The sequence below is a fragment of the Enterococcus pallens ATCC BAA-351 genome (genome assembly GCF_000407485.1).
Classification (GTDB): Bacteria; Bacillota; Bacilli; order Lactobacillales; family Enterococcaceae; genus Enterococcus_A; species Enterococcus_A pallens.
The window spans coordinates 971,512-998,350 of sequence record NZ_ASWD01000001.1 but is presented as its reverse complement, the minus strand read 5'-3'; the positions used below and the strand labels follow the sequence as shown (position 1 = coordinate 998,350).

General features: G+C 41.4%; 26 protein-coding genes. 5 read left to right on the top strand and 21 right to left on the bottom strand.

The genetic code is table 11. The features are described from left to right. Positions 1 to 144 precede the first annotated feature (144 nt). Entirely contained in the window at positions 145 to 1,632 is a 1,488-nt protein-coding gene (locus tag I588_RS04870; protein ID WP_010757833.1) for an AcpB/EbpR/MafR family transcriptional regulator, read from the bottom strand. A 566-nt stretch (positions 1,633 to 2,198) separates the two neighbouring features. Beyond that, positions 2,199 to 2,513, bottom strand: a complete 315-nt coding sequence (locus I588_RS04865; RefSeq protein WP_010757832.1) for a hypothetical protein — start codon at positions 2,511 to 2,513, stop codon at positions 2,199 to 2,201. 198 nt (positions 2,514 to 2,711) lie between these two features. Here I588_RS04865 and I588_RS04860 point away from each other — a divergent pair, with 198 nt between their 5' ends. Further along, positions 2,712 to 3,698: an ROK family protein gene (locus I588_RS04860; protein ID WP_010757831.1), complete on the top strand. Its 987-nt coding sequence runs from the start codon at positions 2,712 to 2,714 to the stop codon at positions 3,696 to 3,698. A gap of 132 nt (positions 3,699 to 3,830) precedes the next feature. On the opposite strand, the gene I588_RS04855 is transcribed toward I588_RS04860, so the two are convergent. Both I588_RS04855 and I588_RS04850 read right to left on the bottom strand, forming a co-directional pair. Next, positions 3,831 to 4,496: a DUF3862 domain-containing protein gene (locus tag I588_RS04855; RefSeq protein WP_010757830.1), complete on the bottom strand. Its 666-nt coding sequence runs from the start codon at positions 4,494 to 4,496 to the stop codon at positions 3,831 to 3,833. Between the two features lie 370 nt (positions 4,497 to 4,866). After that, positions 4,867 to 5,058 (bottom strand): CsbD family protein, encoded by a 192-nt coding sequence (locus I588_RS04850; protein WP_010757829.1) that lies wholly within the window; start codon positions 5,056 to 5,058, stop codon positions 4,867 to 4,869. 137 nt (positions 5,059 to 5,195) lie between these two features. Between I588_RS04850 and I588_RS27550 the strand changes: the two genes are divergently transcribed. After that, positions 5,196 to 5,369 (top strand): hypothetical protein, encoded by a 174-nt coding sequence (locus I588_RS27550; protein WP_010757828.1) that lies wholly within the window; start codon positions 5,196 to 5,198, stop codon positions 5,367 to 5,369. A 281-nt stretch (positions 5,370 to 5,650) separates the two neighbouring features. On the opposite strand, the gene I588_RS04845 is transcribed toward I588_RS27550, so the two are convergent. After that, positions 5,651 to 5,968 carry a DsrE family protein gene (locus tag I588_RS04845; RefSeq protein ID WP_010757827.1) on the bottom strand — a complete coding sequence of 106 codons (318 nt, stop codon included), beginning with the start codon at positions 5,966 to 5,968 and terminating at the stop codon, positions 5,651 to 5,653. 239 nt (positions 5,969 to 6,207) lie between these two features. Here I588_RS04845 and I588_RS04840 point away from each other — a divergent pair, with 239 nt between their 5' ends. After that, positions 6,208 to 7,929, top strand: a complete 1,722-nt coding sequence (locus tag I588_RS04840) for a Na/Pi cotransporter family protein (protein WP_010757826.1) — start codon at positions 6,208 to 6,210, stop codon at positions 7,927 to 7,929. A gap of 39 nt (positions 7,930 to 7,968) precedes the next feature. On the opposite strand, the gene map is transcribed toward I588_RS04840, so the two are convergent. The 5 genes from map to pfkB all read right to left on the bottom strand — a co-directional run bounded on the left by map (position 7,969) and on the right by pfkB (position 12,709). Then, positions 7,969 to 8,718 carry a type I methionyl aminopeptidase gene (gene map, locus I588_RS04835; protein ID WP_010757825.1) on the bottom strand — a complete coding sequence of 250 codons (750 nt, stop codon included), beginning with the start codon at positions 8,716 to 8,718 and terminating at the stop codon, positions 7,969 to 7,971. 202 nt (positions 8,719 to 8,920) lie between these two features. Then, positions 8,921 to 9,910, bottom strand: coding sequence for a tagatose-bisphosphate aldolase (lacD, locus tag I588_RS04830; RefSeq protein ID WP_051130101.1), 990 nt, complete (start codon positions 9,908 to 9,910; stop codon positions 8,921 to 8,923). An 11-nt stretch (positions 9,911 to 9,921) separates the two neighbouring features. Beyond that, entirely contained in the window at positions 9,922 to 10,374 is a 453-nt protein-coding gene (locus I588_RS04825; RefSeq protein ID WP_010757823.1) for a fructose PTS transporter subunit IIA, read from the bottom strand. A gap of 13 nt (positions 10,375 to 10,387) precedes the next feature. Further along, positions 10,388 to 11,776 carry a PTS fructose transporter subunit IIC gene (locus I588_RS04820; RefSeq protein WP_010757822.1) on the bottom strand — a complete coding sequence of 463 codons (1,389 nt, stop codon included), beginning with the start codon at positions 11,774 to 11,776 and terminating at the stop codon, positions 10,388 to 10,390. A 12-nt stretch (positions 11,777 to 11,788) separates the two neighbouring features. Next, the gene (pfkB, locus tag I588_RS04815; protein WP_010757821.1) at positions 11,789 to 12,709 is read right to left on the bottom strand and encodes a 1-phosphofructokinase; all 921 of its coding nucleotides are present in this window, start codon (positions 12,707 to 12,709) and stop codon (positions 11,789 to 11,791) included. A gap of 208 nt (positions 12,710 to 12,917) precedes the next feature. Between pfkB and I588_RS04810 the strand changes: the two genes are divergently transcribed. Next, on the top strand, positions 12,918 to 13,673 hold the full coding sequence (locus I588_RS04810) for a MurR/RpiR family transcriptional regulator (protein ID WP_010757820.1): 756 nt from the start codon (positions 12,918 to 12,920) through the stop codon (positions 13,671 to 13,673). Positions 13,674 to 13,732: 59 nt separating this feature from the next. Here I588_RS04810 and ade read toward each other — a convergent pair whose 3' ends face one another. From ade to treP, 4 genes are all read right to left on the bottom strand, one after another. Then, complete coding sequence (ade, locus tag I588_RS04805; protein ID WP_034693744.1) at positions 13,733 to 15,472, bottom strand: adenine deaminase; 1,740 nt, start codon at positions 15,470 to 15,472, stop codon at positions 13,733 to 13,735. A 201-nt stretch (positions 15,473 to 15,673) separates the two neighbouring features. Then, positions 15,674 to 16,678 carry a ribose utilization transcriptional repressor RbsR gene (rbsR, locus tag I588_RS04800; RefSeq protein ID WP_010757818.1) on the bottom strand — a complete coding sequence of 335 codons (1,005 nt, stop codon included), beginning with the start codon at positions 16,676 to 16,678 and terminating at the stop codon, positions 15,674 to 15,676. Positions 16,679 to 16,994: 316 nt separating this feature from the next. After that, positions 16,995 to 18,617, bottom strand: coding sequence for an alpha,alpha-phosphotrehalase (gene treC, locus I588_RS04795; RefSeq protein WP_010757817.1), 1,623 nt, complete (start codon positions 18,615 to 18,617; stop codon positions 16,995 to 16,997). A gap of 49 nt (positions 18,618 to 18,666) precedes the next feature. After that, positions 18,667 to 20,622, bottom strand: a complete 1,956-nt coding sequence (gene treP, locus I588_RS04790) for a PTS system trehalose-specific EIIBC component (RefSeq protein ID WP_010757816.1) — start codon at positions 20,620 to 20,622, stop codon at positions 18,667 to 18,669. Between the two features lie 349 nt (positions 20,623 to 20,971). Here treP and treR point away from each other — a divergent pair, with 349 nt between their 5' ends. Next, positions 20,972 to 21,694 carry a trehalose operon repressor gene (treR, locus tag I588_RS04785; RefSeq protein ID WP_010757815.1) on the top strand — a complete coding sequence of 241 codons (723 nt, stop codon included), beginning with the start codon at positions 20,972 to 20,974 and terminating at the stop codon, positions 21,692 to 21,694. A gap of 42 nt (positions 21,695 to 21,736) precedes the next feature. Here the strand turns inward: treR and I588_RS04780 are convergent, their stop codons facing one another. From I588_RS04780 to I588_RS04750, 7 genes are read right to left on the bottom strand one after another with little or no spacing between them, the layout of a single operon-like run. Beyond that, positions 21,737 to 22,375: a bifunctional 2-keto-4-hydroxyglutarate aldolase/2-keto-3-deoxy-6-phosphogluconate aldolase gene (locus I588_RS04780; protein WP_010757814.1), complete on the bottom strand. Its 639-nt coding sequence runs from the start codon at positions 22,373 to 22,375 to the stop codon at positions 21,737 to 21,739. Positions 22,376 to 22,386: 11 nt separating this feature from the next. Further along, positions 22,387 to 22,929 (bottom strand): 6-phospho-3-hexuloisomerase, encoded by a 543-nt coding sequence (gene hxlB / locus I588_RS04775; RefSeq protein ID WP_010757813.1) that lies wholly within the window; start codon positions 22,927 to 22,929, stop codon positions 22,387 to 22,389. Next, positions 22,926 to 23,549 (bottom strand): orotidine 5'-phosphate decarboxylase / HUMPS family protein, encoded by a 624-nt coding sequence (locus I588_RS04770; protein WP_010757812.1) that lies wholly within the window; start codon positions 23,547 to 23,549, stop codon positions 22,926 to 22,928. The genes hxlB and I588_RS04770 overlap by 4 nt, the downstream gene beginning before the upstream one ends. Next, positions 23,546 to 24,514 carry a sugar kinase gene (locus I588_RS04765; protein WP_034693358.1) on the bottom strand — a complete coding sequence of 323 codons (969 nt, stop codon included), beginning with the start codon at positions 24,512 to 24,514 and terminating at the stop codon, positions 23,546 to 23,548. The genes I588_RS04770 and I588_RS04765 overlap by 4 nt, the downstream gene beginning before the upstream one ends. A 19-nt stretch (positions 24,515 to 24,533) precedes the next feature. After that, positions 24,534 to 25,805, bottom strand: coding sequence for a hypothetical protein (locus I588_RS04760; protein WP_010757810.1), 1,272 nt, complete (start codon positions 25,803 to 25,805; stop codon positions 24,534 to 24,536). A 13-nt stretch (positions 25,806 to 25,818) separates the two neighbouring features. Further along, complete coding sequence (locus I588_RS04755; RefSeq protein ID WP_010757809.1) at positions 25,819 to 26,064, bottom strand: hypothetical protein; 246 nt, start codon at positions 26,062 to 26,064, stop codon at positions 25,819 to 25,821. 4 nt (positions 26,065 to 26,068) lie between these two features. Further along, positions 26,069 to 26,803, bottom strand: coding sequence for a sugar phosphate isomerase/epimerase family protein (locus I588_RS04750; RefSeq protein WP_010757808.1), 735 nt, complete (start codon positions 26,801 to 26,803; stop codon positions 26,069 to 26,071). Positions 26,804 to 26,839 lie beyond the last annotated feature (36 nt).

Sequence of the window (26,839 nt, the reverse complement as noted above, 5' to 3'; positions counted from 1 at the left end):
TCAAGAAACCCGTTATAAAAATTGCTTACTCGCTTCCTAATTGGTTTGCAAGTTATTCATGTCTTTCTTTTTCCACCATAAAAAAAAGCTCGAAAATCGAGCTTTTTGCTGGCTAAGGAGTCATTTGTTAGTAACTCAAAAATATTAGGGGTTCTGCTTTCCGATGGTTTTATTTAATTGATATAAAACCTGCTCTAAATTTCGCCAATTTCGTGGGGTAGGAATATTCTTCATTAATAATAGAGGCGTTCCCTTTGTATCTAGATAATAATTGGAAATGACCAAATCTACCTCTTCAAAGGCTGTGTCATAGTCAAAAAATGAAATCGCATAAGAATTGCTGAATAAAACTCTGATTTTATTCATCAGCCATAGCCGATGTGTATGATGCAAATCATCTGTAATTAAAATTTTTATTGGGAAAAGATTCTTCATTAAAACCCCTAGGTAGTCCAATAGGTAATAATAATTCAGAAATAGCTGATTCACATTTTTCAAGCTCGACAACAGATCATCAGGGGCCAGCTGCTGAACTAAGTCGTAAAAATGCTTCACCTCTAAGTAAAGATGAGGATCTAACTTTTCTAATTCAGTTGGATAAGATTTATTAAAAAAAATATCGGGATTTCCAAAAAGAAAATAACTTCTTTCATGGAAAGCAATTAGATTGAATAAAGTAGTTTTGTCCGTTAAATCTAAGTCAAAATCATAGCCTTGCTTCAGTGCAGCACGCAGGAGGATTGCTGAACGGTAGGCTAAGCTCCGACTCTTCTCATGAGCCTCAGCAGCTGCACTTTCATACGGCTTGCTGCCATCAATTATTCCGAAAGCATAGATCACTCGATATAAGAAATAGCTTTCTTCATCTGGTAAGTCTAGTTGAATCCTTTTTAACCAGGCCACAATTAAATTGAATGCTGCATCCCCAGCAATGGTTTCCTTGACTGATTTATCTAATTGAAGACAGTTAGTTTTCGCTCTTCCAATAATAATAGCTAACCAATAGCTGAAAATTTTTTTCTGCAAAGCATCCAGCTTTATATCGTAAACGAACTCAAATTCAGCTATGTATTCCTTTACCTGATTGCGACCCACAAGAAAAGGCCAACCGCCATCTCTTGTTGAATCCCAGTAAAAGTAATAATAAAAACTTCTAATCTCTGTTTCAGCCCCTTCAATCTCCAGCTTATAGGAATGGAAAGTCAGATTATATCGTTTAAAATAGGGAACCAACAATTTGGCATATCGAAAAACAGTGGAGGTGCTTGTATACTGATTTTCTGCAAAATCCTCTAACTTCTTTTCAGGCTGTTTAAACATAAAATCAATTAATTGGTAATTATAGGATTCTTTATAATAGGGAAGATAGATACTGTACATCGGGAAATCTTCTTCCTTTTGGATAAGAAACCGTTGATTATTATCGTTTCTTAAGATGATTTTCCCATGGAATTGTTCGAATAATTCAACTAATTCTTTTATGTAAAGCAGAATCGATTTACTAGAGACTCCTAAATATTTTTGAGCTTCGCTAATTGTTCGCCACCCCTCTGCTTCAAGAAGAAAGTTGATCAGCTTTATTTTCTTTTGCGATGTTTTCGTCAAAAAAGTTCGTATTGTTCTCACCACCATTTATGAAATCCCGTGAATCGATCATTAGTTATTCCAGAAAAATCACTCAGTTAAAGCCTTTGCGAATCAAATTTTTTTCATTATAACATAGGTAAACCTGACGACTGTACGAGATATCTAGAATCAGATATCCTGTACAGCCAGATGAAATCTCTATTTTTTACTGTCTCGATTCTATTAATCCAAGCTCATTTCCATCGTATCAAAATCAAAAATTCAACGATAATCCTTTAGATAGTGATGACCAAACATGCCATCTATTACAAAGCCAGTTGCTGGATACATGTCTCTTACATCCTCCTTACTTTCCTTCAACCTTTAGTATTTGATTCATCTTTCTTCCCCTTTCAATTTATTTACTTCAGTGGTCAAAGGATAACCTTTAATTTTGAGATTGATGTCTAAGCTTCGACACTAAAATGATTTTATGCGATGAATTTAAAACAAGGATTTATATGAGTCAAAGAGCTATAAAGCGTATGAGTTGGAGAAGGGGCAATAAAAATTACACAAGCTGCATCCACGGAAACTCATTTTCGTTGATGCAGCTTTTTCTTTTAGTCGTTCTAAGTTAAATTTTCTTGTATCTGCTGGATTAATAATGGCGCATTTAGCGCAGTGTAGGCGTTCAATTCCATTACTTCCACCTTTGCTTGATTGCCATAAAGCCGTTCTACATGCGGCTTTAGATATTTGGCGGTGGGCTCAATTAGGATTAAGTTGGCAGAAACTTTTTGTTGTTTGAGTTTTTGATAATCCGCTACTTTGATGCGGAGATGATTGGAATCGAACTCACCTTTTAAAATATTGGCCAAAATTCTTGGGGGACTGTTCCATTTGAAGGGATGCTCCTGCAGCAGCAAAACATTTTGAATGCTCATTGTGTGTTCCTCCTTTGATATCTTTTATATAATTAAACTACTTAATTAAGTAGTTTAATTATATAGCTGCTGGTGATTTTTGTAAAGATAAATCTTTTCTATACTAGCTTTCACTCATTCTTTAAGCTCGTACTCTGTTTACAAAATTCAGTCTTCACTTTATACTTAATTAAATAGATTAAATAAAGGAGTTTAAAAATGCCTGAGGAAATGAATCCTATTCGTGAGAAGAATTTACAGCGTTTGTCCCGCTTTCTGTTTGAGCAGGGCTCTGCGATTAAACCTAAAATGGCCGAAGAAACTGGTATAAGCACTGTCACTGTTAATTCTTTGGTGAAGGATTTGGTGAAGCAATCTATCTTTATCGAAGGTGAGCTGATCCAGCAAAGGTTTGGTCGACCGGCAGTAGAGTATCATTTTAATTATGATTTAGCCCATTATCTGCTGATCATTATCGAAGAAGTGAATGGTACAACGCTGCTTACTCATAAAATTGTTAATTTAAATAAGCAAGAAAGTCGGTATGGTTCACTAGCATTGGACAAATTAACTAAGGCTGATCTGCTGGAGAAATTAAAGGAAGTCATTCACTCTGCAAATGTTCCTATTACCTCCATTGGTATTTCTATTCCGGGAAAAATCTTCCAAGGAACCCTGATCTCTAGCTGGAAGGAAGAATTAAATGATTGGAATATCGTAGAGGATTTAGCCAAACTAACTGATGCACCTATCCATGTTCAAAATGATGCTCATTTGTTTACCCTTGGCTATTCACTGAATCAAGACATAATGGAGGGAAATACTATTGTTGGTGTATACTATCCTCCCTACAGTATGCCTGGAGTAACCATACTATCTGATGGTCAGTTAATTGAAGGGGAAAAATCGTTAGCTGGGGAGGCAAAATTTCTGCCGTTTCTAATGGATTTGAAGCTGCCCGTTTCTGAGGAGACGTTCCTGAAGAACCTGGTAAATCTCGTTTCAATTTACAATGTAGTTATTGCTCCCAAATATTTTGTAATTTTTGCCGGAGAGGCTTCCTTGTCAAAGTTAAGTCATACCTTGACTCAAAACGAGACCTTGCTTCAACAGCCCAACAAACCCCACTTTAACTTCGATGACCAGGTTGCTGATAGTATTGAGACCGGTTTGTTCTGGCTGGTTTCTCAAGAGATTAACTTTTAGCAAAAAAAGCTTCAATCCACGGAAAAAGATGATTTCAATTTTCCAAAGAGGAACGTTGAAATCATCTTACTAAACGAGTTAAAAATTTTATACTCTTTGGGGAAAATAGGAAACTTGATTAAGAAATTGTCATTAATCTGTATTGTGTCGCTTTTCCTTCAGCTGATTGTCTTGCAAATTAATGCTATAGGTACCGTTCGAACGAAACCAATTATAGTACTCATAGACGCCCATTTCAGAATGAGCAACGGTTTCCAGGTCGGGATAGCCGAAGCGTTCAACTAAATCTTCTCGAGTATACGTGTCTGTTAGCTGAAGGCCATCAAATTCTGCTTGATTGAACAGTTGATCCTTCATTTTTTCATTGCTAAAGTATAAACTTTTGTTGACCACCTTGTCATTCTTATAACTGACACTAAGCATAGGCATAGGAGACTCCCATGGAAAGTTATGCCAAGTATAGGTGAATACCTTCTCACCCTCTAAATAATCTTCCATTTTCATATTAGGAGAGCCTAAAGAAGAATTGATCTGCTTCTTTGTGCTTCCACCTTCACCTGTTTTCTCGTTTCCAACCTGAATCGCTTCAAAAGACTCTCGTAATTCGCTAACGGACCCAATCTTTTCGTTTACATGATCACCTAACTCTGAAGATTCTGATCCGCTTGTGCTCGTAGTATTGGTCACTGAGTGTACAGGCTGCTTAAAATAAGTATAGGAAGCCACTGCTAAAGTGATACAGAGAATCCCTATCCAAAAGTATTTATCGCGGTAAAATTTCTTATTCCATTTTCTCACAGTTCAATCTCCTTCTGACATCTGGAAGCAGTTCATTCCTTTTTTGCTATTGAAACATGAAGCTTTATTTCATTTTACCGAAACAAGACGAACAATTGAATACTTCTTCTCAATTTACCACTTTTTTCTTATGATCTTATTGTAATTTTTCTATTTTCCAAGGTATTTATAAAGGAACAGCTAGGCATAGGAATTTTCTTGGCTCGCCTTTTCTATCAAAAGTATTGCTGCTGCGAAATCGGAGTTTGACATACAAGAATTGCCTTGTTCAGCCAAAAAAATCTACTAAGCCGGTTTTTGATCGCTCAAGTTGGCTTAGTAGATTAATTTTTGGTTGATAGTTTTTATCTAGAGCTAACAGGTATTTCTGTTACTCTTTTTCTCTATGTTCATCGATCTTTTTGTTCATTTTTCCCGCAGCGTCATCGGCTGTGTCTTCTGCTTTTTCTTTTGCCTTGCCCATCCCTTGCTGAATCTTGCCTTTTAGTTCATCTTTATTGTCACCAGTTGCTTTACCTTTAGCTTCATTTAATTTTCCTTTGATTTCTTCTTTGTTTGTCATGTTGTTTCCCTCCTGTTTTTACATCTCTAATTATACGCTTGAACCAATCCTTGTCCTAAAGATGTGCTCGCAAATGAACAAGCAGGAAACAGCACGGATGAATCAGCTTATGTTACACTCGTCATGAGGTGAAGATCATGCGTAATACTTGGCTGGCTGAACAGCTGCAGGCCTTAAAGACTGAGCAAAATCAGCTTGTAATCGAAGAAACGCTGCGTTACATTGAACAATTAGAGGATGATAATGAAAGTTTGCAGGTGGCTTTAGAGGGAAATATCTGGAGTCCGAAAAAATGGAATGAGAACCGTTAGCCGTGCTGTTTGAGCACGGCTTTTTTTGTTAGGCTAGTGGATGACCTATCGTGGAGTTGTCTTATCCAATTTTTTCCCCTTGTACTCATGAATTTTAGTCATTGGTCAGTTTTTCAACTATCCTTTCACCATCATACTTCTTTTTCACACTATTTGGCGGAGGCAAAAAATGTTAGATCGTGTGATTAAGATACCTTGGGATAGATCCTGCATATTCTATAGAAGAAAAGTTTTTCAACTACGGAAAAATCGCCGAACTATCTAACTAGTTCGGCGATTTGTTATGGTTTGATATACGCATAGCCTTCATGCTGGAGACGAACCAGTGCCATTACACCAGCTGGTACGACTTCGATTCCTTCTGCTAGATCTTCTTTTTTGATATGATGAGCATTCATGGCGTTGTTACAGGCAAGATAACTAACTGTAGGACACTCCTTCAAAAATTCAATTTGAGCCGGCAGCAGATAGCCTTGAATCGCCTCCCCATTTACTACTAGAGCAATTGTGGCGTTTTTGTCTGCTGCTAACAGGTTTTGAATATTACGACGGGCTTCACTAAGCTTGCCTAACTCATCGACATGGAATACAACTTTCATCTGCGATTTCCCCTTAATTATATATTTGCGTTCTTTCACTAGATTAGCCGAAATACGTCAAAAAGACAAAATAAACGAACGGGTAAATTCCTTAAAAAATCAGCTAAAGGTCATGCAAGGTATTTCGTCGTTTATTTTCTAAAATAAATTTACTTTAATTGAAAAAAATGGTTTACATGAGGCGATTTTTTGATTATGTTTAGAGTGGTGGTTTTAAAAGATGTGATGGAGGTTGTGCCGTGTCTTATCAAGAGATGTTTTTTATGTTTTTAGGCGGCTTAGGAATTTTTCTGTTTGGGATTAAGTATTTAGGTGACGGGCTGCAAAAGGCTGCTGGGAATCGATTGCGGGAAATACTCAATCGCTTTACTTCAACTCCTTTTCGGGCGGTGTTAGCAGGTATCATCGTTACTGGATTGATCCAGAGTAGTTCGGGGACTACCGTTTTAGCAGTGGGACTGGTGAGTGCCGGATTCATGACTTTGAAGCAAGCGATCGGCGTTATCATGGGTGCGAATGTAGGAACCACTGTAACCGCATTCATTATTGGTTTCAATTTAAGCGAGTATGCTTTGCCGATTATGGGTGTCGGCGCCTTGCTGCTATTCTTTACTAAACGTAAGTCGCTGCAGTATTTAGGCCAAATTCTATTTGGTTTTGGTGCGCTGTTTTTTGGTTTAGAATTGATGGGCAGTAGTATGGATCCTTTAAAGGACCTGCCGCAATTTAATGAATTGATGATTCGAGTGTCCCATTTGCCGATTTTAGGGGTGGGAATTGGAACTTTACTAACGATGGTCTTACAGAGTTCCAGTGCAACAATCGGGATTTTACAACAGTTATACATGCAAGGAAGTTTAGGACTAACTGCTGCATTGCCGATCCTGTTCGGTGACAATATTGGAACGACAATTACTGCTGTTATCGCCTCTTTAGGGGCCAGTGTAGCAGCCAAACGAACCGCCGCTTCTCATGTCATTTTCAATTTAGTCGGTGCAGTGATCTTTACTTTGTTACTATCACCGTTTACGCAAGTGGTACTCTTTTTAACAGATACGTTTGGATTGAATCCAGCCATGCAAATTGCTTTTGCTCATGGACTGTTCAACTTGTCGAACTTGGCCATTCAGTTCTGGTTCATTCCACAGATTGAAATTGTCGTGAAGAAAATTATTCCTGGTACCGAGAAGAATTTGAACATTCGTCCTACGGCTTTGAGTGATTCTTTAATTTATACGTCACCTAATATGGCAATTGAGCAAGCGTCTAACGAAGTCATTCAAATGGGGCGTTATGTCCTATCGGCGTTGGATGCGGCGAAGAACTTTTACCTGGATCCGAAGAATGAATGGCAGGAAGATGTCGATCAGTATGAAGAAGCCATCAACCGCTTTGATGTGGAACTGACGGAATTCCTTGTGAAGATTTCTACAGCCGAGCTGTCTGAATTAGAGAGTCAGGAACAGGCGATGCTAATGGAATTTACGAAAGATTTCGAGCGGATGGGGGATCATTGTATCAACATCATTCGGTACATTGAGGAATCGATTGACCGTGAAGAACGTCAACGACAAAAGGATAAACGGAATAAGAAAACCAGTACCCGTGAAAGCTACATCCTTTATGATGAAGATTTGGAATTGCTGTTTGATAAAGTCCGGAAAAACATCCGTGATGCTCTGACTGTTTTAGAGGATGACGATGTTGAATTAGCTGAAAAAATGCTGGAACGGGAAAAGGAAATCAATCAGCTGGTGGACTTGCTTCGTTCGAAATATATCCGCTTGATGAATGCCGGCGAAGGCCGTGCTGGAGATAGTGTGGTATTCATTGATATCAGCTCGAACCTAGAACGTTCTAGTGATCGTACGTTGCATATTGCCAAGTATATTTTAGGAAATAAATACAGCTTTAAAGCAGATACTAAGAATTTCCAATATATTGAAACAGAAGATGTGTAATAAAAAGCAGAAGCCGCGGCTTCTGCTTTTTTGTAGTTATTAATCTTGCAACGTCATAATCACGGGACCGTCCTTGGTTATTGCAATGGAATGTTCATACTGTGCACAGTAGCCGCCATCAATCGTGCGAGCTGTCCAGTTGTTCAAATCCATTTGCATCTCCCAAGTACCGGTGGCAATCATTGGCTCAATCGTAATAGTCATGCCTTCTTTTAATCGGGCACCTTTGCCGGCGATGCCTACGTGAGGGAAAATAGGATCCTCATGAATCGAGGGGCCAATTCCGTGAGCGAGAAAATCACGAATGACACCATAGCCCTTGCCTTCAGCATAGGATTGGATAGCGTGACCGATATCTCCGACCCGATTTCCGACTTGTGCTTGCTGGATTCCCAGCATTAACGCTTCATAGGTCACTTCCATTAATTCCTTGTGCTTATCAGAGATTTCCCCGACTGCATAGGTCCAGCAGCTGTCAGAAATCGCCCCATGATAATCCACACAAAAATCAACATTCACTATATCGCCAGCTTTCAGACGATAATCGGAAGGAAAGCCGTGGCAAATCTCATCATTTACGCTAGTACAAGTTGCGTATTTATATCCTTCGAAGCCAATTTGAGCGGCTACCGCGCCGGCTGCTTCGATTTTTTCTTGAACGAATTGATCGATTTGATTCGTGGTAATGCCGGGTTTGATAAATGCTCGCAACTGCTTATGTATACCTGCTAGAATCGCACCGGATTCCTGCATTTGTTCAATTTCTCTTGGTGATTTTAATGTAACCATGAAACACGCTCCTTTTTTAGTGAACATCAGATGCTTCCCCATCTATAAAGACTAGCTGGATTATCTCACTTTACTTAGGTAAATACAACTGTACAATGCTGCGGCTAGTAACTAGTAAAAGTTCTACACGCCTATTAAAGTAAACCTTAAAAGGACTAACCAGCTTCGTTTTCTCTGCCGGTTAGTCCGATTTTAATGGAAATTATTGTATTGTTGTTTCAGCTTCAATTTTATGTTGCAATGGTGATGCTGTTACTTTAAGAACGTCATTCAATTCTTCAATGTTCTTGCGACCAGTCGTTCTTAACCACTCACGAGCAGCCTCTTCTCCCTTGGTAATAAAGGGTTCTACACCGTTCGCCCAAGTTGCGCGACCACATAAAACACCGTTGAATGTTGAACCAGAATCTTTAGCAAAGTGTAATGTTTGCTGGAATAATTCTGCGCTGACACCGGCACTTAAAAAGATAAATGGCAGATCAGTCGCTTCACTTTGTTCCTTAAAAAGCTGTGCTGCTTCCGATTTAGAGTAAACCTCAATTTCACCAAATCCTTCGACAAACTTCATATTGACAGGAACTTCGACCTTCAATACATCCACGTTATAACGAGGGTTGGAGAACTCCTTCATCATATCATTCACTTTATGAGGTTTTACTTTGGCATATTCTTCTGAAGCTGCATCGCTAATCTTAGCATCATAGGAAACCAGCTCCAAGAAGAAGGGAATTCCTTCAGCAACACATTCCGAACCGATTCTTTCCATGTAGGCTTTCTTTTGATCATTGATTTCGTCGGCTTCATCAATATCGTAATACAGTAAGAATTTGCAGGCATCGGCACCCGCTTCCTTCAGTCGCTTCACTGACCAAACATTTAATGAGTCGGGCAAACGGCCAGGTGTGGAAGCATCATAGCCGGTTTTTTCATACGCTAGCAGCAAACCAGCATTTTCAGCCCTTGCATCTGCTGCTGGCAAACCGTATTCTGGGTCCAGTAAGATTGAGGTTGCATACGGTGTTAATTCCTCTGAGACGATTTTTTTGAAATCGATAATGTCTTGAGACGTCGCAGTCTCTTTATAGTTGGCGATCATCTTTTTCAAAGCACCACGCTGGTCAATGGCTAAAGCTCCGATTATGCCGTCAGCATTGCAGGTGTTCATTAGGTTTGTATATTGGGCTGCGTTCATTTTTTTCACGATTAGTTGGCTCCTTCTAATTGGCTTGAGATTAATTGGGCTAACGCTTGGCTTGAGTTAGTTTCGATAAATTGTGTTTTGAACTCTTCCTTCATTAACATGCGCGCAACTTGGGACAGAACCTTCAAGTGCGTGGTGCCACCTTCAGCAACTGGGATAAACAGAGCAATCACATATTTCGTAGGCTTGCCATCCAGACTGTCCCAATTGATTCCTGCCTTAAGTTTGATTACGATAATTGCTGGCTGACTAATTGCATCACTTTTCGCATGCGGAATCGCAAAGCCATCCATCATTCCCGTCGTTCCTTCCGCTTCACGTTTTTTTAACGCATCATAAACGGCTTGTTCATTATTGGCTAATTTTTTCTCTACAATGGTTTTCGCCAGAAATTGAAAGGTCGCTTCCTGATCTGGCAAAGCCAGATCGGTAAAAATCAATTCTTCATTTAACATGCTTTTCACTCCTCTAAGCTTTCTTCACTCGATTTTTTTGAATGAATCCTAACATGACTCCACCTACAATTGATCCAGCTAAGATGGCAACTACCCATAACAATCCATGAGTAACCACTGGCAGTACTAAAAATCCACCATGCGGCGCAGGTACTTGAACTTTAAACATATAGGTCAAAACAGCGGCAATCGAAGAACCAATCATCATCGTTGGCAATACCCGCAGCGGATCTTTCGCTGCAAAAGGGATTGCTCCTTCGGTGATGTGGGTGGAACCGAGGATAAAATTAACTAACCCTGCATTGCGGTCATTTTTATCAAAATATTTTCCAAATAGTAAAACGGCAAAACCAGTAATCAACGGCGGTGCAATACATGCAGCTGAAACGCCTGCCATGAAGGTAGTATTTCCTTCTGCTAACAGGGCCGTTCCGGTAACATAGGCAGCTTTGTTGATGGGCCCACCCATATCAAAGGCACACATACAGCCCACAATAATACCTAAAACTAAGGGACTAGAATTTTCAAATCCTGCCAAAAAGTTCATCATCGCTTCATTGACAGAGGACATTGGGCCAGAAACCAGCGACATGATGATTCCTGTTACTGCCACCCCTAAAACGGGATATAGAAAGATTGCCTTCAAGCCATCCAATGATTTTGGCAGTGGATTTAACAGCTTGCCTAAGCCTAAAATTACATAACCAGCTAGAAAACCTGAGACAATCCCACCTAAGAATCCCGTTCCGCCATCTGCAGCAATCAATCCGCCCACGAAACCTACGACTAAACCAGGACGTTTAGCAATGCTTTCCGCAATATATGCTGACAATACGGGAACCATCATGCTCATGGCGAAACCGCCGATACTGTTTAAGCGAGCAGCAAGTTCGTTATATTGTGCATTGGTTGGATCAGCTGAGTAAATTCCCCATAAGAAGGAAATGGCAATCAGTACTCCGCCGCTGACAACAAAAGGCAGCATATGGGAAACACCATTCATTAAGTTTTTGTAGATCGAGCGACCAATCCCGCTTGATTTTTCATTTTCCTGCTCAACGGCTGCTGAATTTTCTTCATGAGAAATTTTACCCTTGCCGGCTAAAGCATCATCAATTAGTTGTTCCGCATCTTTGATCCCTTTGGCTACCGGCACATCAATGATCCGTTTGCCTGCAAAGCGTTCAGCATGGACATCTTTGTCTGCGGCAATAATGACCGCATCAGCACCGGCAATTTCTTCGGGGCTCAGCTCGTTTTCCACTCCCACTTGCCCATGGGTTTCCACCTTGATAGTGATTCCTTTTTTCTTAGCCGCCTGTTCCAAAGCCTCCTGTGCCATATACGTATGGGCGATACCTGTAGGGCAGCCCGTAGCGGCAATAAGTTGATATTTTGTCATTGCATGTTCCTCCTATTCGATTGTGATTTGTTTTTCTAGTTCTGCAACATCTGACAGATCAGTTAAGCCTTTTCTAAAAGCAGTTGAGCTCCCGGCTGCAATACTTGTTCGTAACGTTTCAGCCAGATCATTTTCTTTAATTAATCCTGCTAAAAAAGTTCCTAATAGCGTATCTCCGGCACAGGCTGAATTAACCAGCTTGCCTTGGGGTGAATTTCCTCGCAGGCAGTGCTCCTGATTGATGAAAATAGCCCCTTCACTTCCTAATGACAACAGCACATTTTTAGCTCCTGCAGCAATCAGCTTTTTCCCGTACGTAATATACTCCTCTTCTTTAAGGTGCTCCTTGCCAAACCATTCGGCCAGTTCATCTTCATTTGGTTTTAATAGAAACGGTTTGTAAGGCAAGCATTCCAAAATTTCTGCATAGCTGCTGTCGATGATCAAGTTCACTTTATTTTCGAAGCAGATTTTACTGATCTCGATCAAAATACTCGGCGATACCCCCCGTGGCAAACTGCCAGAAACACATAAATAATCCCCCGACTTGAACTGACGAATCTGTTGAAGCAGGGCATCGATGCTTGGTGAATCAATTTCTGGCCCTTTGTTCACCAGCTTGTATTCGGTCTGCTCACTATTAACTTGAGTAAAAACGTTAATCCGGGTTATTCCGTCAACTGGAACAAATTGGGTTTGAATGTCCTGCTTGTTTAAAAATTGTTCAATATAGTCTCCAGTAAACCCGCCGCTAAAACCAAGGGCGGTATTGGGAATCCCCAGCATTTTCAACAATAGGGAAACATTGACGCCTTTTCCATTGGCTTGAATGTCGTCATCGATTGTTCGATTGACTACTTTGGGAATTAACTGCTCTGTTTCGATGTATAAATCAATCGCCAGATTCATGGTACAGGTATATACATTTACCATTTCTTTCCCTCCATCTCTGTGACTTTATTATGCCTTAGAAACTTCTGGTAATGTTTTCTAAAAAAGCGGAATCAGCTGGAAATATTTCCTAAACAGTTGGCAATTCATCTTTTTATTTTGCCTATGCCAAAAAAACATCTTAAAAGGGTTTGCTTTTCAAAATAAAAGAGCTTACAATATGATAAGAATTAAGGGGGGGGGATCACCCATGGATAGCAAGTTGAGTGAGGCAGAAGCTTATTTGTGGAAATACATAACCAAGCATATGAATGATATTCCAAACTTGTCGATTGTAAAACTAAGCGAATTAGCCAACGTTTCTACTAGTACGATTGTCCGAACCATGAAGAAAAAAGGCTATGATGGCTTTACTTCCTTCAAGCACCACTTAAAAGAACAAGCCAGCTCCACCATCAATTTTGCTAAAGTAGATCAGGTAGATGAAGAAATTCGCCGCTCCATTTTGAAAAATGAGCAAGAGGTAGTGCGCACCATTAACATGCTGGATACAGGGATTATTGAGGACGCGATTCAAAAAATTGGCAGCTCGCAGCGGATTATTCTTTTTGCCCGCGCCTTCTCTGAACTAATTGCCGAAGAAATGAAGATTAAGTTCCAGCTGGCAGGAAAATACTGTGAACTGCATACTGACCCTAATATTATCAAGACCATGAGCACTCGTTTGAGTAAAAGTGATACCGTGATCTTTGTTTCTCTAAATGGTGAAACGGAGGAATTGGTGGTTGCTGCTAAAAACTGTTATAAAGAGGAGATCACAACCATTTTGATCACTGCTAATAATGACAGTCGACTGACTGACCTTTGTGAGTTGTCCTTAATTGGCTTCAAATCAGAAATTTCTTTTTTCCCAGATTACGAAGTCCGCTCTCGCCTGCCTTTGTCAGTAATTGCTCGAATCTTGCTGGACTCTTACGCGATTCGGGTCAATCGGAATAAGGAATAATACAAAAAAACCAGAATTGCCTGTACTCAGGAAATTCTGGTTTTATCGTTTTGGGCTGCTTACCCCTCGATTGAAACAGGAACAATCTCAAACTTGGTAACATCCACCAAGCCAAGATCAGTAATCTTCAGGCTGGGAATAACCGCCAGAGACATAAAGCCTAAGGTCATAATCGGATCAACTTCCTTAGAAATTCCTAACTCTTCATGGGCAATCTGATTGATTATCGCTTCCTGCTGAGCTACCTCTGCTCCTGTCAGCTCACTCATTAAGCCGGCAATCGGCAAAGCTAGCTGTCCGATTACTTTTTGATCAGCCACCAGCACAACTCCGCCGCCCAATTCCTTCAACGCTTCTACGGCAACCGCCATATCCGCATCGTTAGTTCCCGTAACAATTAAATTATGGGAATCATGAGCAATCGACAGCCCGATTGCACCTTTTTTCAAGCCGTAATTTTTCAGTAAACCAACAAACACATTGCCAGTATTGTGGTGCCGTTCAATGACCGCGATTTTGGTTACATCCTGCTGCGCATCGTAAACAAAATTGCCTTCTCCATCTTGTTGTACCGTCACAATCGCTTCATTGGTGAGAGCTTCTTTTGGTACTACTTCAATCGCCCGCGCTTTTTCTGAGGTCAAAGCCAAACGCAGCTGTTCAGGCTTGAACTCAGCAATGTGCACGCTGGACTGAACGTTTTCAGTAGATGCTTTCCGGACTTCAGGTAAATACTCGCCATCCTTCGCCACAAGAGCACCATCAATGTACGTTTCTTCCACTACAAAATTTTCTAAATCAGAAAAGACAATTAGATCCGCCTTCATACCAGGAGCTACCGCACCGCGATCTGGAAGCTGGCAGCATTGCGCCGCGTTAAGGGTGGCCATTTGAATAGCACGAATTGGCTCAAGTCCTTCTTCAATACAGATGCGAATACTGTTGTCCAAATGACCTACTTCTAAAATCGAGGCCGCCTGCAAATCATCCGCCACCAAAACACAGCGATGGGCATTATTCGGGGTTACCCCCTTCAAAAGGGCACGCAGATTCTGGGTCACTGAGCCTTCCCGCAAGAAAGCATACATGCCCCGAGCGATACGATCCTGCATTTCTTCAATCGTTGAAGATTCATGGTCATTGGTAATCCCTGCTGCCGCATAAGCATTCAGCTCTTTATCGAAAACCATCGGAGCATGGCCGTCAATTCGTTTTCCTTGATTCTTCGCTACCAAAAGCTTATCCAAAATTTCGTCTTGTCCTTGGATAACTCCAGGGAAATCCATGAACTCTGCTAAACCATCCACCACTTGATCCTTCATTGGCTGCAGCATGTCTTCCGCTGTAATCACAGCTCCAGCATTTTCCATATTGGTCGCCGGCACACACGATGGCAGCATATAGCGAATATCTAGGACCGTTCCCTTGGCTGCCTCCAGCATGTAGTCCAGCCCCTTTAATCCTAAGACATTCACAATTTCATGAGGATCGGCCAGAACCGTCGTTGTCCCGTGAGGAACCAGCAACCGCCCAAATTCTTCTGGTGTCACATAGGAAGATTCCACATGGATATGAGACTCGATCAAGCCAGGAGCCAGATATTTTCCTTGCAGATCATGAACCACTTTGCCGTCGTAAGTACCGCCAATGCCGGCGATAACCCCATTTACGATAGCAACGTCCTCCTCCAACACCGCTGCTTGATAGACATCAATGATTTTAGCCTGTTTAAAAACGACATCTGCTGGTACTCGCCCGGCAGCTACATCAATTATTTGCTTTAACTGTTCCTTGTTCACCATGGGTCACTCCTTAAAAAAATATTTCTTCTATTATAACAGGAGTACCGCTGATTTAGGTAAAAAGAAAAGCCTGCAGGAAAATTTGCAGGCTTTTCTTGATTATTAAGCTTCTTCTGACTAAGTGGTTTCTATTCACAAAGTCTCCGCAATCTTAGCCTGGCAGCGAGCTGCCTGAAGATTCAGCAAAAATCACATTGACTAACCCTCCACTTTCCTAGTTGAGCAGCGATCCATTAACTTCACTGGCAATTGAATAGCTTCTGCTTCCTTATCGGGATCTTTAATGCGTTTCATCAACAGCTGAGCCGCCGCTTCCCCAAGGTCCTCAATTGGCTGAGCAATCGTTGTTAAACGCGGGGCAACATACTCACACATCTCAACGTTATCATACCCGACTATGCTGTAGTCTTCTGGAATCTGCTTGCCTAAATCCGCCAGCCCACGATACAAGCCAAAGGCCGTCTCATCATTAATGGCAAAAACGCCTGTAGCATTGGTTTCCACCAATTGTGCAGCAGCTTCCTGACCACCAGCCTTACTCATGCTGGCATCTAGGATAGTGATGGTTACTGCCTGATTTTCGCAGGCCTTTTTAAATCCTCGTAAACGATTTTGCAGGTTTTCCGCGCCATCTACGGGCATCACAATCGCTAATCGCTTGTGGCCTAAGCCGATTAAATGCTCCGCTGCCAGACGTCCACCTTCAAAATCATCTGAAACAACGGAATCACTAAAGCCCTGTGTTCGTTTTTGGTCAATCACAATAAAGGGATGATTATTTCCATGCAGCATTTCGCATAATGCTTCGTTAGAAATAGCCGGTGTCGCAATAATGAAGCCATCTACTCCGCGACGCATCAGCTCTTCTAAGTAATCATGTTCCTTTTTTATATCAAATTTCGCATTACACAAAACAGTTACAAAGTCTTCTTGATACAATGCCTTTTCAACCCCAGCCATGAGCTGACCGAAAAATGGATTCGAAATATCAGAAAGCATTACACCTATTGTTTTACTGCCTTTAATCACCATTCTTTGGGCAAAATAATTGGGGGAATAATTTAGTTCTTTTTTTGCTTCCATCACTTTCGCAACTGTGGCAGGGCTAAACTTGTGGGCGTTTCCATTTAAAACCAATGATACTGTGGCAATAGACACTCCCGAAAATCTTGCTACATCTTTGATTGTGGCTTTTTTGTCCATTAATCCTGTCAATCCTTTACTCGATTATCTACATAAACCTATCCCCAGATTAAACGTTTTATGTTAATGATTCACCGTTTTTCAGCCGCTCGAGGCAGTGTAGTACTTTAATTATAAAATGGATTGATAACTTTTCAAGTGTTTTTTATAAATTCTGTAACCTTGTATAAAAATAGACAATATATTATCCGGAACATAAGATCTGTCTCTGACTATTTTTAGGATAAAAAAAGATCGATCTGCTGTTCAAAGCTTGCCGGATAATTGCCGGGACAGCTGAGAAGGCCGATCGATACTTATTGTATTTTCTCTTTATTTAAATCAAAATAGCTAGCGCTTGATACGGCTGCAGCTGCAAATGCTCTGTCAGCTGGGTACCACGATAATTATCAATCAAAATTTCTCCAGACACATAATCCAATGGCAGCTGAACCTCAGCAGCTGAACCAAAGAAATTGTTTAACACCAGCAGCTTATGGTTATCATATTCACGAACAAACCCATAAACACTCTCGTGCTCCGGCACAAAGGCCTGGTAACTGCCTTCTGAGATTACGGGATACTTTTTCCGCAGACGAATCAGCTGTTGATAATAAGCAAAAATGGATCCTTCCTCCAGCTCCTTGGCAGCGTTAATCTCTTGGGCATGATTGCCGACAGCCAGCCACGGTGTGCCTTTAGTAAAACCAGCATTCTTTTCATGGGTCCATTGCATAGGTGTTCGGGCATTGTCTCGCGACTTTCTGCGGACAATCGTAAAGGCCGCATCTTCCGAATAGCCTTGCTGAATCAGCTCCTGATAAGCATTCAGGCTTTCCACATCCACATAATCTGCCATAGACTCAAAGTCAGGATCAACCATCCCAATTTCTTCTCCCATATAAATATACGGCGTTCCACGGTTCAGATGAATGGCTGTTGCCAGCATCTTTGCTCCTTCTATTCGATAGTTTTCCACATCCACAAAACGGTTTAGGGCCCGGGGCTGATCATGGTTATTCCAAAACCAAGCGTTCCACCCGTTGTTTTCACTCATTTGTGTTCCCCAAGTGTGAAACAATCTTTTTAATTCTGAGAAGTCAAAGGGAACATCTGTCCACTTTTTGCCGTTCTCATAGTCTACCTTTAAATGATGAAAATTGAAGGTCATGGACAATTCATGCCGCTGCGGCTGAGTATACAAAATACAGTTTTCCACAGTTGTAAAACTCATTTCCCCTACCGTAATAATTTCGGGGTCCTTGCCATAGGTTGCTTCGTTCAGCATTCGCAAATACTCGTGGGCGATGGGACGGTCCGTGTATTCGGGTTTCCCATCATTGATGGCATTATTCTTTAACACTTCATCTTTACCAATCAAATTGATTACGTCAAAGCGGAAGCCTTTGATCCCTTTATCCATCCAAAAACGGACAACCTTGAACAGCTCTTCCCGCACTTCAGGATTGCGCCAATTCAAATCTGCTTGCGTAACATCAAACAAATGTAAATAGTATTTGCCTGTATTGCCAAAAGGTGCCCAGGCATTGCCGCCAAATTTTGACACCCAATCTGTGGGCTCATCTCGCAAAATAAAGTAATCCTGATACTTTTTATCTCCGGCCAAGGCTTTTTGGAACCATTCATGCTCAATGGAGACATGGTTCAAAACCATGTCCAGCATTACAGTAATTCCCTGCTCTTTAGCTCTTTCGATCAGCAGCTGGAACTCCTCCATCGTACCAAACAGCGGATTAATCGCTGTGTAATCGGAGATGTCATAGCCATTATCTTTTTGCGGACTTGGATAAACTGGATTCAGCCAGATCATGTCTACTCCCAATAATTTCAGATAGGGCAGTTTTTTGATAATCCCAGCCAAATCACCAATCCCGTCTCCGTCAGTATCTAAATAAGATTTGGGATAAATTTGATAAATTACTTTGTCCTTAAAAGACATTTTCTTCCTCCTAAAACGAGGCAGCTGTTTCACCAACTACCTGCGCGAATTATAAATGGGTAACCGTCATGATTGCTTCAGAGGGCGTAATTGGCGCCTCCTCTAAAACAGGATCAACTTGAAATTCGTTGGAATTGGTCACAATGATCGGGGTTTGAACTTCATAACCCGCCTGACGAATGGCCTCTAAATCAAACTCCATCAGCAGCTGACCTTTCGTTACAGTATCGCCTTGCTCTACCTTGGCAGTAAAGTATTTGCCATCTAATTTAACCGTGTCGATACCGATGTGGATCAATACCTCAGTCCCGTCATTGCTTAATAAACCAATTGCATGCTTGGTTGGAAACAGCAGACTGACTTGTCCATCAAATGGGGCAAACAGCTTGCCCTCCGCTGGATTAATCACAACGCCTTGGCCCATCATTCCTTCTGCAAAGACGGGATCTTTGGCTTGGTTCAAGGGTTGAATCTCACCTTTTAATGGTGCGAACAATTCCAAAACTTGCCCTTTTTTGCTAGAAACCGGCTGATCAACTTCAGCTAAATCCACCGTCATTTGTTCACCTACCCGGTCAATTTTATTAAACATGCCGGCCCGACGGAAGAATAAGGTTAGAATGAATGGCACAACAATCGTTATCAACATGGCAATCCCGAAAATTGGATAATCTTGCGGTCGAATGGCTAGAATTCCTGGTAAACCACCCACCCCAATCGATAGGGCGCGAACCTTAAAGAACGTCACAAACATGCCGGCAATTCCGCTGCCGATCATTGCGGCAATAAATGGATACATGTACTTCAGATTAATCCCGAACATCGCTGGCTCAGTAACTCCCAGCCAAGCTGAAATTACGGATGGAATGGATACTTGTTCTTCCTTTTTATTGCCTCGGTGAGCATAAACAACTGCGGCAACAGCTGCCCCTTGCGCAATATTGGACAGACAAATCATCGGCCATAAATTGGTTGACCCAAAGTCAGCAATCAACTGTGAATCAATGGCTAAAGTCGTGTGGTGAAGTCCGGTTATAACCAGCGGTGCATAGACTGCCCCGAACACACCTCCAAACAGCCAGCTAAAACTTGAAGTTAGTCCAGCATTCACGACGGATGAAATCATCGTTCCGATTTGCCAGCCGATAGGTCCTAAAATCACATGTGCGGCAAAAATTGTCGGCAGTAATGAAAAGAATGGCACAAAGATCATGGAGATCGCTTCCGGAATGTGTTTTCTAAAGAAGCGTTCTAAGTAAACCAGCATGAAGCCCGCCAGCATTGCTGGAATAACCTGAGCCTGATAACCAATTTTTTCAACCGTTAGAAAACCAAAGTTCCAAGTATAGTTGGCGGCAATTTCAGCCGCTGAGGTTCCATTTACTGCATAAGCATTCAGTAATTGCGGCGATACTAAGGTGATCCCTAGAACAATTCCCAGAATCTCGGTTGTTCCCATTTTACGAGCGATACTCCAAGTAATCCCAACCGGCAGGAAGTGGAAAATTGCTTCACCAGGCAGCCATAAAAAGTTGTTTACTGCATTCCAGAATTGGGAATAATCAGTGATTGTTTGTCCACCAAGAAAACTCATGGGAACCGCTTCTAAAATATTGCGGAACCCTAAAATCAAACCGCCGACAATAATGGCAGGTAATAATGGCGTGAAAATTTCAGCTAATAAAGTAATGGCACGTTGGACAGGGTTTTGATTTTGCTTGGCGACTGATTTGGCGGCTTCCTTTGAAACGCCTTCAACTCCGGAAATTGCAACAAACTCATTGTAAAAAACTGGGACATCATTACCGATGATTACCTGGAATTGACCAGCGTTGGTGAACATTCCTTTAACACTGGGAATATCTCCAATTTTATCCTCATCGGCTTTCTTCGGATCATTTAGTACAAACCTCATTCGTGTGGCACAGTGGGTGACCGCAGAAATATTTTGCTTGCCACCGATGGACGCTAACAGCTCTTTGGCATCCTTTTCATATTTACCCATTGTTTTCCCTCCAATTTTTTGAACTTGTATGGATAAGTTCTTTCTGTCTTAACTATATGAAATTATCCCACTCTTGTAAACCGCTTACACTTTAGCGTAAATGTTTTTAATTAGAAAATTCTCATTTAAACAAATTATTGAAAAAGATTTTACTAGCATATTTGTCTGACAACTACCGACATGTTGTCTAATCACCAAACAAGCAACCGTATATTTTAAGTTAAAATAAGTTTTTTCTAATGTTCTAAAACAGTTTTAGAAAGCGGTTTACTTTTGGAGTTTTTTTAATTATACTTTAGATGCTTATACGTACAAGTTAAAATAAAAGCACGGACAAAGGAGGTTCACCATGAAAACCTATGAAATGATCTATCAAACGATTGAACGAGGCATTTTAAAGGGAATTTATCCTGCTGGCAGCTATTTGCCCAGTGAGAACCAATTACGCAAAACCTATGCTGTATCCCGCGATACGATTCGCAAAGCTCTTTCTTTACTAATGGCCAATGGATACATTCAAAAGATGCAGGGGAAAGGTTCTTTAGTGTTGAAGCGTGAGCAGCTGCGTTTCCCGGTTTCTGGTTTAACCAGCTACAAGGAACTGCAAAATTCTTACGGTTACGAAAGTGTTACTGACGTTGTTCGTTTAACTAAAGTAACTATTGATGAAGAAATGGCTCGGATTACAGGCTTTGAAGTTGGAGCCATTTGCTGGTCCCTGATTCGGACTCGCCAAATTGATCAAAAGAAAGTGATTTTAGACAAGGATTTGTTATTGGCTTCCCTAATTCCAGAATTGGATACAGAAATTGCTAAGGATTCTATTTATCGTTACATTGAGCAAGGATTGCATATTTCCATCGGCTTTGCGGAAAAGGAAATTACTATTGACAGTCTTACGGAAGAGGATCGGGAGCTGTTGGATTTGAATCAGCATGATATCAATATTGTATCTGTCAAAAGTCGTGTGTATACCTCTGATGCACAGCAATTTCAATACACAGAAAGCCGCCATCAGGTAGATAAGTTCCGTTTCTTCGATTTTGCTCGCCGGAATCCAACTACTATGTAAAAAAACGAGGCTGTGACGTTTTATGTCACAGCCTCGAATCGTTTATTCATTTTTCACCAGTTCACTCCAGCACTGCTTGTATTGAGCAGCCGTTTGGGAAATTTGTTCAGGCGAACCGGCTAAAAGATGTCCGCCAACGCCTACCATTACTGCGCCTGCTGCCTGCCAGTCTGCTAAATTGTCTAAGCTTACTCCACCGGTAGGCATTAGATTTATTTGAGGCAAAGGACCTTTAACAGCTTGGATCATCTTCGGACCAGCACTGCTGCCAGGAAACAGCTTAATAACTTCAGCACCGCTTTTTAAGGCCTGCTGCATTTCTGTAATCGTGGCACAGCCTGGAAGATAGGGTATTTGATACAAATTACAAAGCTCTGCCGTGGCTTGATCAAAAGCTGGACTGACAATAAAAGCCGCTCCTGCCATAAGCATTCTCTCTGCACTTGCTGCCTGCAGCACCGTTCCAGCACCAATGACTACCTCTTGATTTTCCGCATATTCTTGTTTTAATTCACGAATAACGGCCTCAGCTTCAGGAACAGTTAAGGTTACTTCAATTCCGGTGATACCACCTTCAATTAAAGCGCGACAGGCCGTTAATGCTTCCGCTTTGCTATTTCCTCTAACTACAGCAATTACTCCAGCCTGCTGTAATAGCTGTAGAATCTTCATTCGCTGCATGCGTGCACTTCCTATTCTACGTTCACATGTTCATGCAACGCATCCTCATTGGAAGTATCGTCACGTTTTGCCAACATCAAGGTTAAGGCATCTAAGGTAATATGAACGGTTTGATCAAATAGTGATGACAATAATTGAACAGATTTTATTCCTGCACCGGTTTTCGTTGCCCCTGGCACAACAATTACTTGATCCGCTAATTCTGCTAATGGCGAATTGGGATCACTTGTCAGCACGACAATATCCAGGCCTAATTTTTTGGCTGCTTGGGTGTCTGCTACAATGCTTTTCGTTGTGCCGGAACCAGAAATTGCCACCCATGTATCCCCTTTTTGGATGGAAGGAGTAATCGTTTCTCCCATCACATAGTCGGTATAGCCAATATGCATCAAGCGCATTGCAAACCCTTTGCCTTGAAAACCGCTGCGGCCAGCACCAATGACAAAAATACGTTTATCTTTTTGAAAGTATTGTAAAGCAGCCGCTAATTGTGTTTCATCTACCTGCTTCATTACTTCATTAATTTCGGTCATAATTGTTGGTATTGTACTCATTGTATTCCCTCCATAAATTGCTGAACAGCCTGTAAAGGTTCCTCTGCTTTAGTGATTTTTGATCCCACAATAACAATTTCCGTCAGACCTTGTTCTGCTAAGCCCTTTGCTTGCTTCAGGTCGATTCCCCCAGCGATCGCCAAGCGCTTAATCGTTGGAAACTGTTGATGAAAGGTCTTCACACTGGCTACTGCATCCAGCTTGTCCTTGCGATCAATGGAATGATGCAGGGCGAAAATGGCTTGATCAAAAGCGGTCAGCTGTGCCACCTTTTCATCCGTTACCTCCAGCAAATCAATCATCATGGTTTTCTGCTGCTCCTGTGCGACTTCATAACAAGCCTGCAGTGTGTCATAGGAAGCCGCTCCCATCACTGTTAAGATATCTCCACCATAACGATAGCCTTGACGAAATTCATAAGCACCCTCATCAATGGTTTTCAAATCAACTAATAATTCAGTATCTGGTAAAACAGCCCGAATCTGTTCAATAGCTAGATTGCCGTAATCCTTCACTAACGAGGTGCCCATTTCTAAAATATCTGTTTTTCCATTTAAAGCTTGCGCTAGTTTGACAGCTTCCTCTAAAGAAATGCGGTCAATGGCTGTTTGTAATTTCATGCTAAGTCGTCCACCTTATTCTCTTTTAAAAAGGCGGCTAATTCTTCAGGAGTAGGATAGCCGTCGTTGTCCCCTGGTGATTGAACTGCTAATGCTCCTACTGCATTGGCTCTGATAATCGCTTCTTTCAGACTCTTTCCTTCTATTAAAGCGGTGATCAGCCCTGCGGCAAATCCATCGCCAGCCCCCACTGTGTCCACAACTTCATCAACGTTGAAGCCAGGTACCGTAAAGCTGGTGCCATCCTTTTGTTTTACATAAGCGCCTTCTGTTCCAAGCTTCACTACTACCGTTTGAGTTGCTTCGCCATTGGCAAGATAGAAGTCCGCAATCGCTTCTGGTTCACGACTGCCCATTAAAATTTCTCCTTCATTGATGCCTGGTAAGATGATTTCGGCATGTGAAGCTAATTCATTAATCGTTGCTACCATTTTCTCCTGTGACGCCCACAATTGCGGCCGCAAGTTAGGATCAAAGGTGGTTCGGATTTGTTTTTCCTCTAATAATTTGACAAAATAGCGGAAAGCCGCCAGCGCTTCGTCAGAAATGGCTGGGAAAATCCCTGATAAATGGACCATTTTCACTTCTGAAAAATCAATTTTATCCAATACCTGCTGATCAAAATGAGCGGCTGCTGAGCCTTTACGGAAGTAGAAGATACTTGGATCGCCTTGACTAACACGATCCTTCAATTGAAAGGCAGTCCAGTAATCCTCTGTTTGATCGATATAATCAGTGCCTACTTTATTTTCGTGCAGCTGATCAATAATAAATTCACCAAAGGGATCTTTCCCTACACTAGTAATGTATTCCGAAGAATGCCCCAAGCGCGAAACGCCTACTGCTACATTCACTTCAGCGCCAGCTAGAAATTTTTGAAAATTCCCTGCATCCTTTAAGCTCTTGTCCACCTCAGTTGATCCAAATAAAGCAATCGGTTCACCAATCGTTAAAAATTCACTCATCATTTATTCCTCTTTTCTATTAAAGTAAGATATATGCAGTTGCCAGGTTCAAAATAGTTGCGAGCCATGCCCATGGCAAACCTGTCATTAAGAAGGTTTTAGTATCCAGTTTCGCGTATTGTACCGACCATAAGTTCCAAGATTGGGTGATACATGCGGAAACACCCATCATAGAAGGCACTACCAGCAAGCCGTACAAGAAGTATTGATCGAACATACCGGTTCCTACTAAAATGGCGGCAGTTGCTGCCCCAGCACCGTACAGCATCAATGGCCCACGGAAGTAGGATAGTGGCGCAATGGCGGCAATAATAATTACGAGAATCAGTTTGTTGTCTGGAATGATCTGTTGGAAAACACCTGTGAAGCCAGACATTGCATGCACAGCAGCTGACTGAAACATCGTTAAAACAAACAACATAATCAACAAACCAGCAATATCACTGATCGCGTGCTTCGCCGTTTCGTTCATCATCGTTACGAAGCGAGTATAGCTTTTCATATTACCAGTAGCAGCAAAAGCAATAATTGTAGACAACAGCAATGCTGGTACGGCATCCCATTTAGCAAAAATGCTTAAAGCGACTGGCAGTACGGGTAACACATACGTCCAAATAGGAACTTCAGGAATTTCCTCGCTGGAATCACTAGTAATAATTTCTGGTGTACCATTGCGAATTTTTTTCGCATTAAACAAAATGAATAGTAAAACAATCACCATTTGGACGCCCATTGCCACAAAGCCAAAGCGTTGGTAATGAGGGCCCCACTCCACCTGCGGGAAGAATACTTGAAATTGAACAAACAGCACATTGTTTACATACATCGCAGCTCCGATTGACATGGTAAAAACTAACACCGCAATATTTCGCGGTACTCCGATTGAAAACATAATCGGGAACAAAATGACTCCAACAGCAATCGCTGATCCCACACCATAAGAACTAGTAAAAATCAACGCAATAACCAATGCGATTAAGACCGTTGCCAGTACGGGGCTTTTCTTACCGACAGTTTCAGTTCGCCGACTAATACTGCCGGCAATCCCGGTATCCACCAGTACCCGGCCAAACCAGGAACCGAAAATAATATACGCCGCCGTTTTTCCGTAGTTTAAGACTGGCTCAGTAAAAATTTCTTGAATGGCTTGGTTAAATGGCACACGACCAATGATGGTCCATAAGACTGCCATTACGAAGAAGCCGACAGTTAGGTTACCGCCCTTCATAGCATATAGCACGAAAATAATAAAGGTAATCGCTAACAATATTCCAATAATTGCACTACTCATGGTAGTCACCTCCTCAATATTGATTCAATTCACTTAAAATCTTTTGATACGTTGAAATAGGCTTCGTGTGGTCATCAATAAAAAACTCATTTTCCATACTATTAAACCGTTGAGCTAAATAGTAGGCACTTAGGTATGCTGCCAATGCTTCTTTAGCCGCATCCTCCATTTTTTGTTTTTCAATCGTTGGTCGTTTAATCGTATCCATGAAATGATAGGCAAAGGTTTCTGGATCGATTTTCGTTTGTTGGTCTTGCATGATGCTATGCCTCCTCTAATAATTGCTTGGCTGCTAAAATTTGTTCATCTGACGTAGTCGGATATTCAATTGCTACCGGTACATCCTGAGGTAATATCGCTAAAATATTCCGCCATTCAATGACCCCTTTATCTAATTCTGCAGCTTGCGGTTGGTCGTTCGCATAAGCAACATCTTTTACATGAATGTAGCGAACGTATTCGGCTAATTGTTTAGCTGCAGCTTCCTCAGACTCCCCAACAAAGCGCCAGTTCCCTAAGTCATAGACATATCCAATCGCCAATTCTGCTTTCTTAACCGCTTCCATAAATGTGGCAATTGCCTGAATGGTTCCTGAAGTTTGGGTTTGGTCATTCTCAATATTAATTTCTATCCCTTTTTCAGTAAGTGCCTGAAGCTCAGCTAGCGGACTATCCTCGTGGAAATCACCAATATTCCATTTAATATGCTTCACCCCTAATTGATTGGCTTCCATTAAATATTCCGTCAACTTAGGATTCACTTCCCGATTGACAAACACCTCATCCGGCACACTGTAGAACAGTTCAATCCCCTGATCATCTGCTATTTTTTTGATAACAGGCATTTCTTCTTTTATATTCTTAAAATATTCTCTTCTTAATTCAACCTTGTTAAATCCTAACTCCTTCGCCTTTAGCAGCAGCTCTGCTTGAAGGGCTCCAGCTTCTACCTCTTTTGCAAAAACAAGTAAGTTTAACACAATTTGCTCTCTCTTCATAAAACAGCTTCCTTTCAATATGTTAACCGGTTTCTA

Bases quoted from the DNA above. Each gene is read 5' to 3' on its own strand.
- I588_RS04870 (WP_010757833.1), bottom strand. From the start codon at position 1,632: ATGGTGGTGAGAACAATACGAACTTTTTTGACGAAAACATCGCAAAAG.
- I588_RS04865 (WP_010757832.1), bottom strand. From the start codon at position 2,513: ATGAGCATTCAAAATGTTTTGCTGCTGCAGGAGCATCCCTTCAAATGG.
- I588_RS04860 (WP_010757831.1), top strand. From the start codon at position 2,712: ATGCCTGAGGAAATGAATCCTATTCGTGAGAAGAATTTACAGCGTTTG.
- I588_RS04850 (WP_010757829.1), bottom strand. From the start codon at position 5,058: ATGACAAACAAAGAAGAAATCAAAGGAAAATTAAATGAAGCTAAAGGT.
- I588_RS27550 (WP_010757828.1), top strand. From the start codon at position 5,196: ATGCGTAATACTTGGCTGGCTGAACAGCTGCAGGCCTTAAAGACTGAG.
- I588_RS04845 (WP_010757827.1), bottom strand. From the start codon at position 5,968: ATGAAAGTTGTATTCCATGTCGATGAGTTAGGCAAGCTTAGTGAAGCC.
- map (WP_010757825.1), bottom strand. From the start codon at position 8,718: ATGGTTACATTAAAATCACCAAGAGAAATTGAACAAATGCAGGAATCC.
- lacD (WP_051130101.1), bottom strand. From the start codon at position 9,910: ATGAACGCAGCCCAATATACAAACCTAATGAACACCTGCAATGCTGAC.
- I588_RS04825 (WP_010757823.1), bottom strand. From the start codon at position 10,374: ATGTTAAATGAAGAATTGATTTTTACCGATCTGGCTTTGCCAGATCAG.
- I588_RS04820 (WP_010757822.1), bottom strand. From the start codon at position 11,776: ATGACAAAATATCAACTTATTGCCGCTACGGGCTGCCCTACAGGTATC.
- pfkB (WP_010757821.1), bottom strand. From the start codon at position 12,709: ATGGTAAATGTATATACCTGTACCATGAATCTGGCGATTGATTTATAC.
- I588_RS04810 (WP_010757820.1), top strand. From the start codon at position 12,918: ATGGATAGCAAGTTGAGTGAGGCAGAAGCTTATTTGTGGAAATACATA.
- rbsR (WP_010757818.1), bottom strand. From the start codon at position 16,678: ATGGACAAAAAAGCCACAATCAAAGATGTAGCAAGATTTTCGGGAGTG.
- treC (WP_010757817.1), bottom strand. From the start codon at position 18,617: ATGTCTTTTAAGGACAAAGTAATTTATCAAATTTATCCCAAATCTTAT.
- treP (WP_010757816.1), bottom strand. From the start codon at position 20,622: ATGGGTAAATATGAAAAGGATGCCAAAGAGCTGTTAGCGTCCATCGGT.
- treR (WP_010757815.1), top strand. From the start codon at position 20,972: ATGAAAACCTATGAAATGATCTATCAAACGATTGAACGAGGCATTTTA.
- I588_RS04780 (WP_010757814.1), bottom strand. From the start codon at position 22,375: ATGCAGCGAATGAAGATTCTACAGCTATTACAGCAGGCTGGAGTAATT.
- hxlB (WP_010757813.1), bottom strand. From the start codon at position 22,929: ATGAGTACAATACCAACAATTATGACCGAAATTAATGAAGTAATGAAG.
- I588_RS04770 (WP_010757812.1), bottom strand. From the start codon at position 23,549: ATGAAATTACAAACAGCCATTGACCGCATTTCTTTAGAGGAAGCTGTC.
- I588_RS04765 (WP_034693358.1), bottom strand. From the start codon at position 24,514: ATGAGTGAATTTTTAACGATTGGTGAACCGATTGCTTTATTTGGATCA.
- I588_RS04760 (WP_010757810.1), bottom strand. From the start codon at position 25,805: ATGAGTAGTGCAATTATTGGAATATTGTTAGCGATTACCTTTATTATT.
- I588_RS04755 (WP_010757809.1), bottom strand. From the start codon at position 26,064: ATGCAAGACCAACAAACGAAAATCGATCCAGAAACCTTTGCCTATCAT.
- I588_RS04750 (WP_010757808.1), bottom strand. From the start codon at position 26,803: ATGAAGAGAGAGCAAATTGTGTTAAACTTACTTGTTTTTGCAAAAGAG.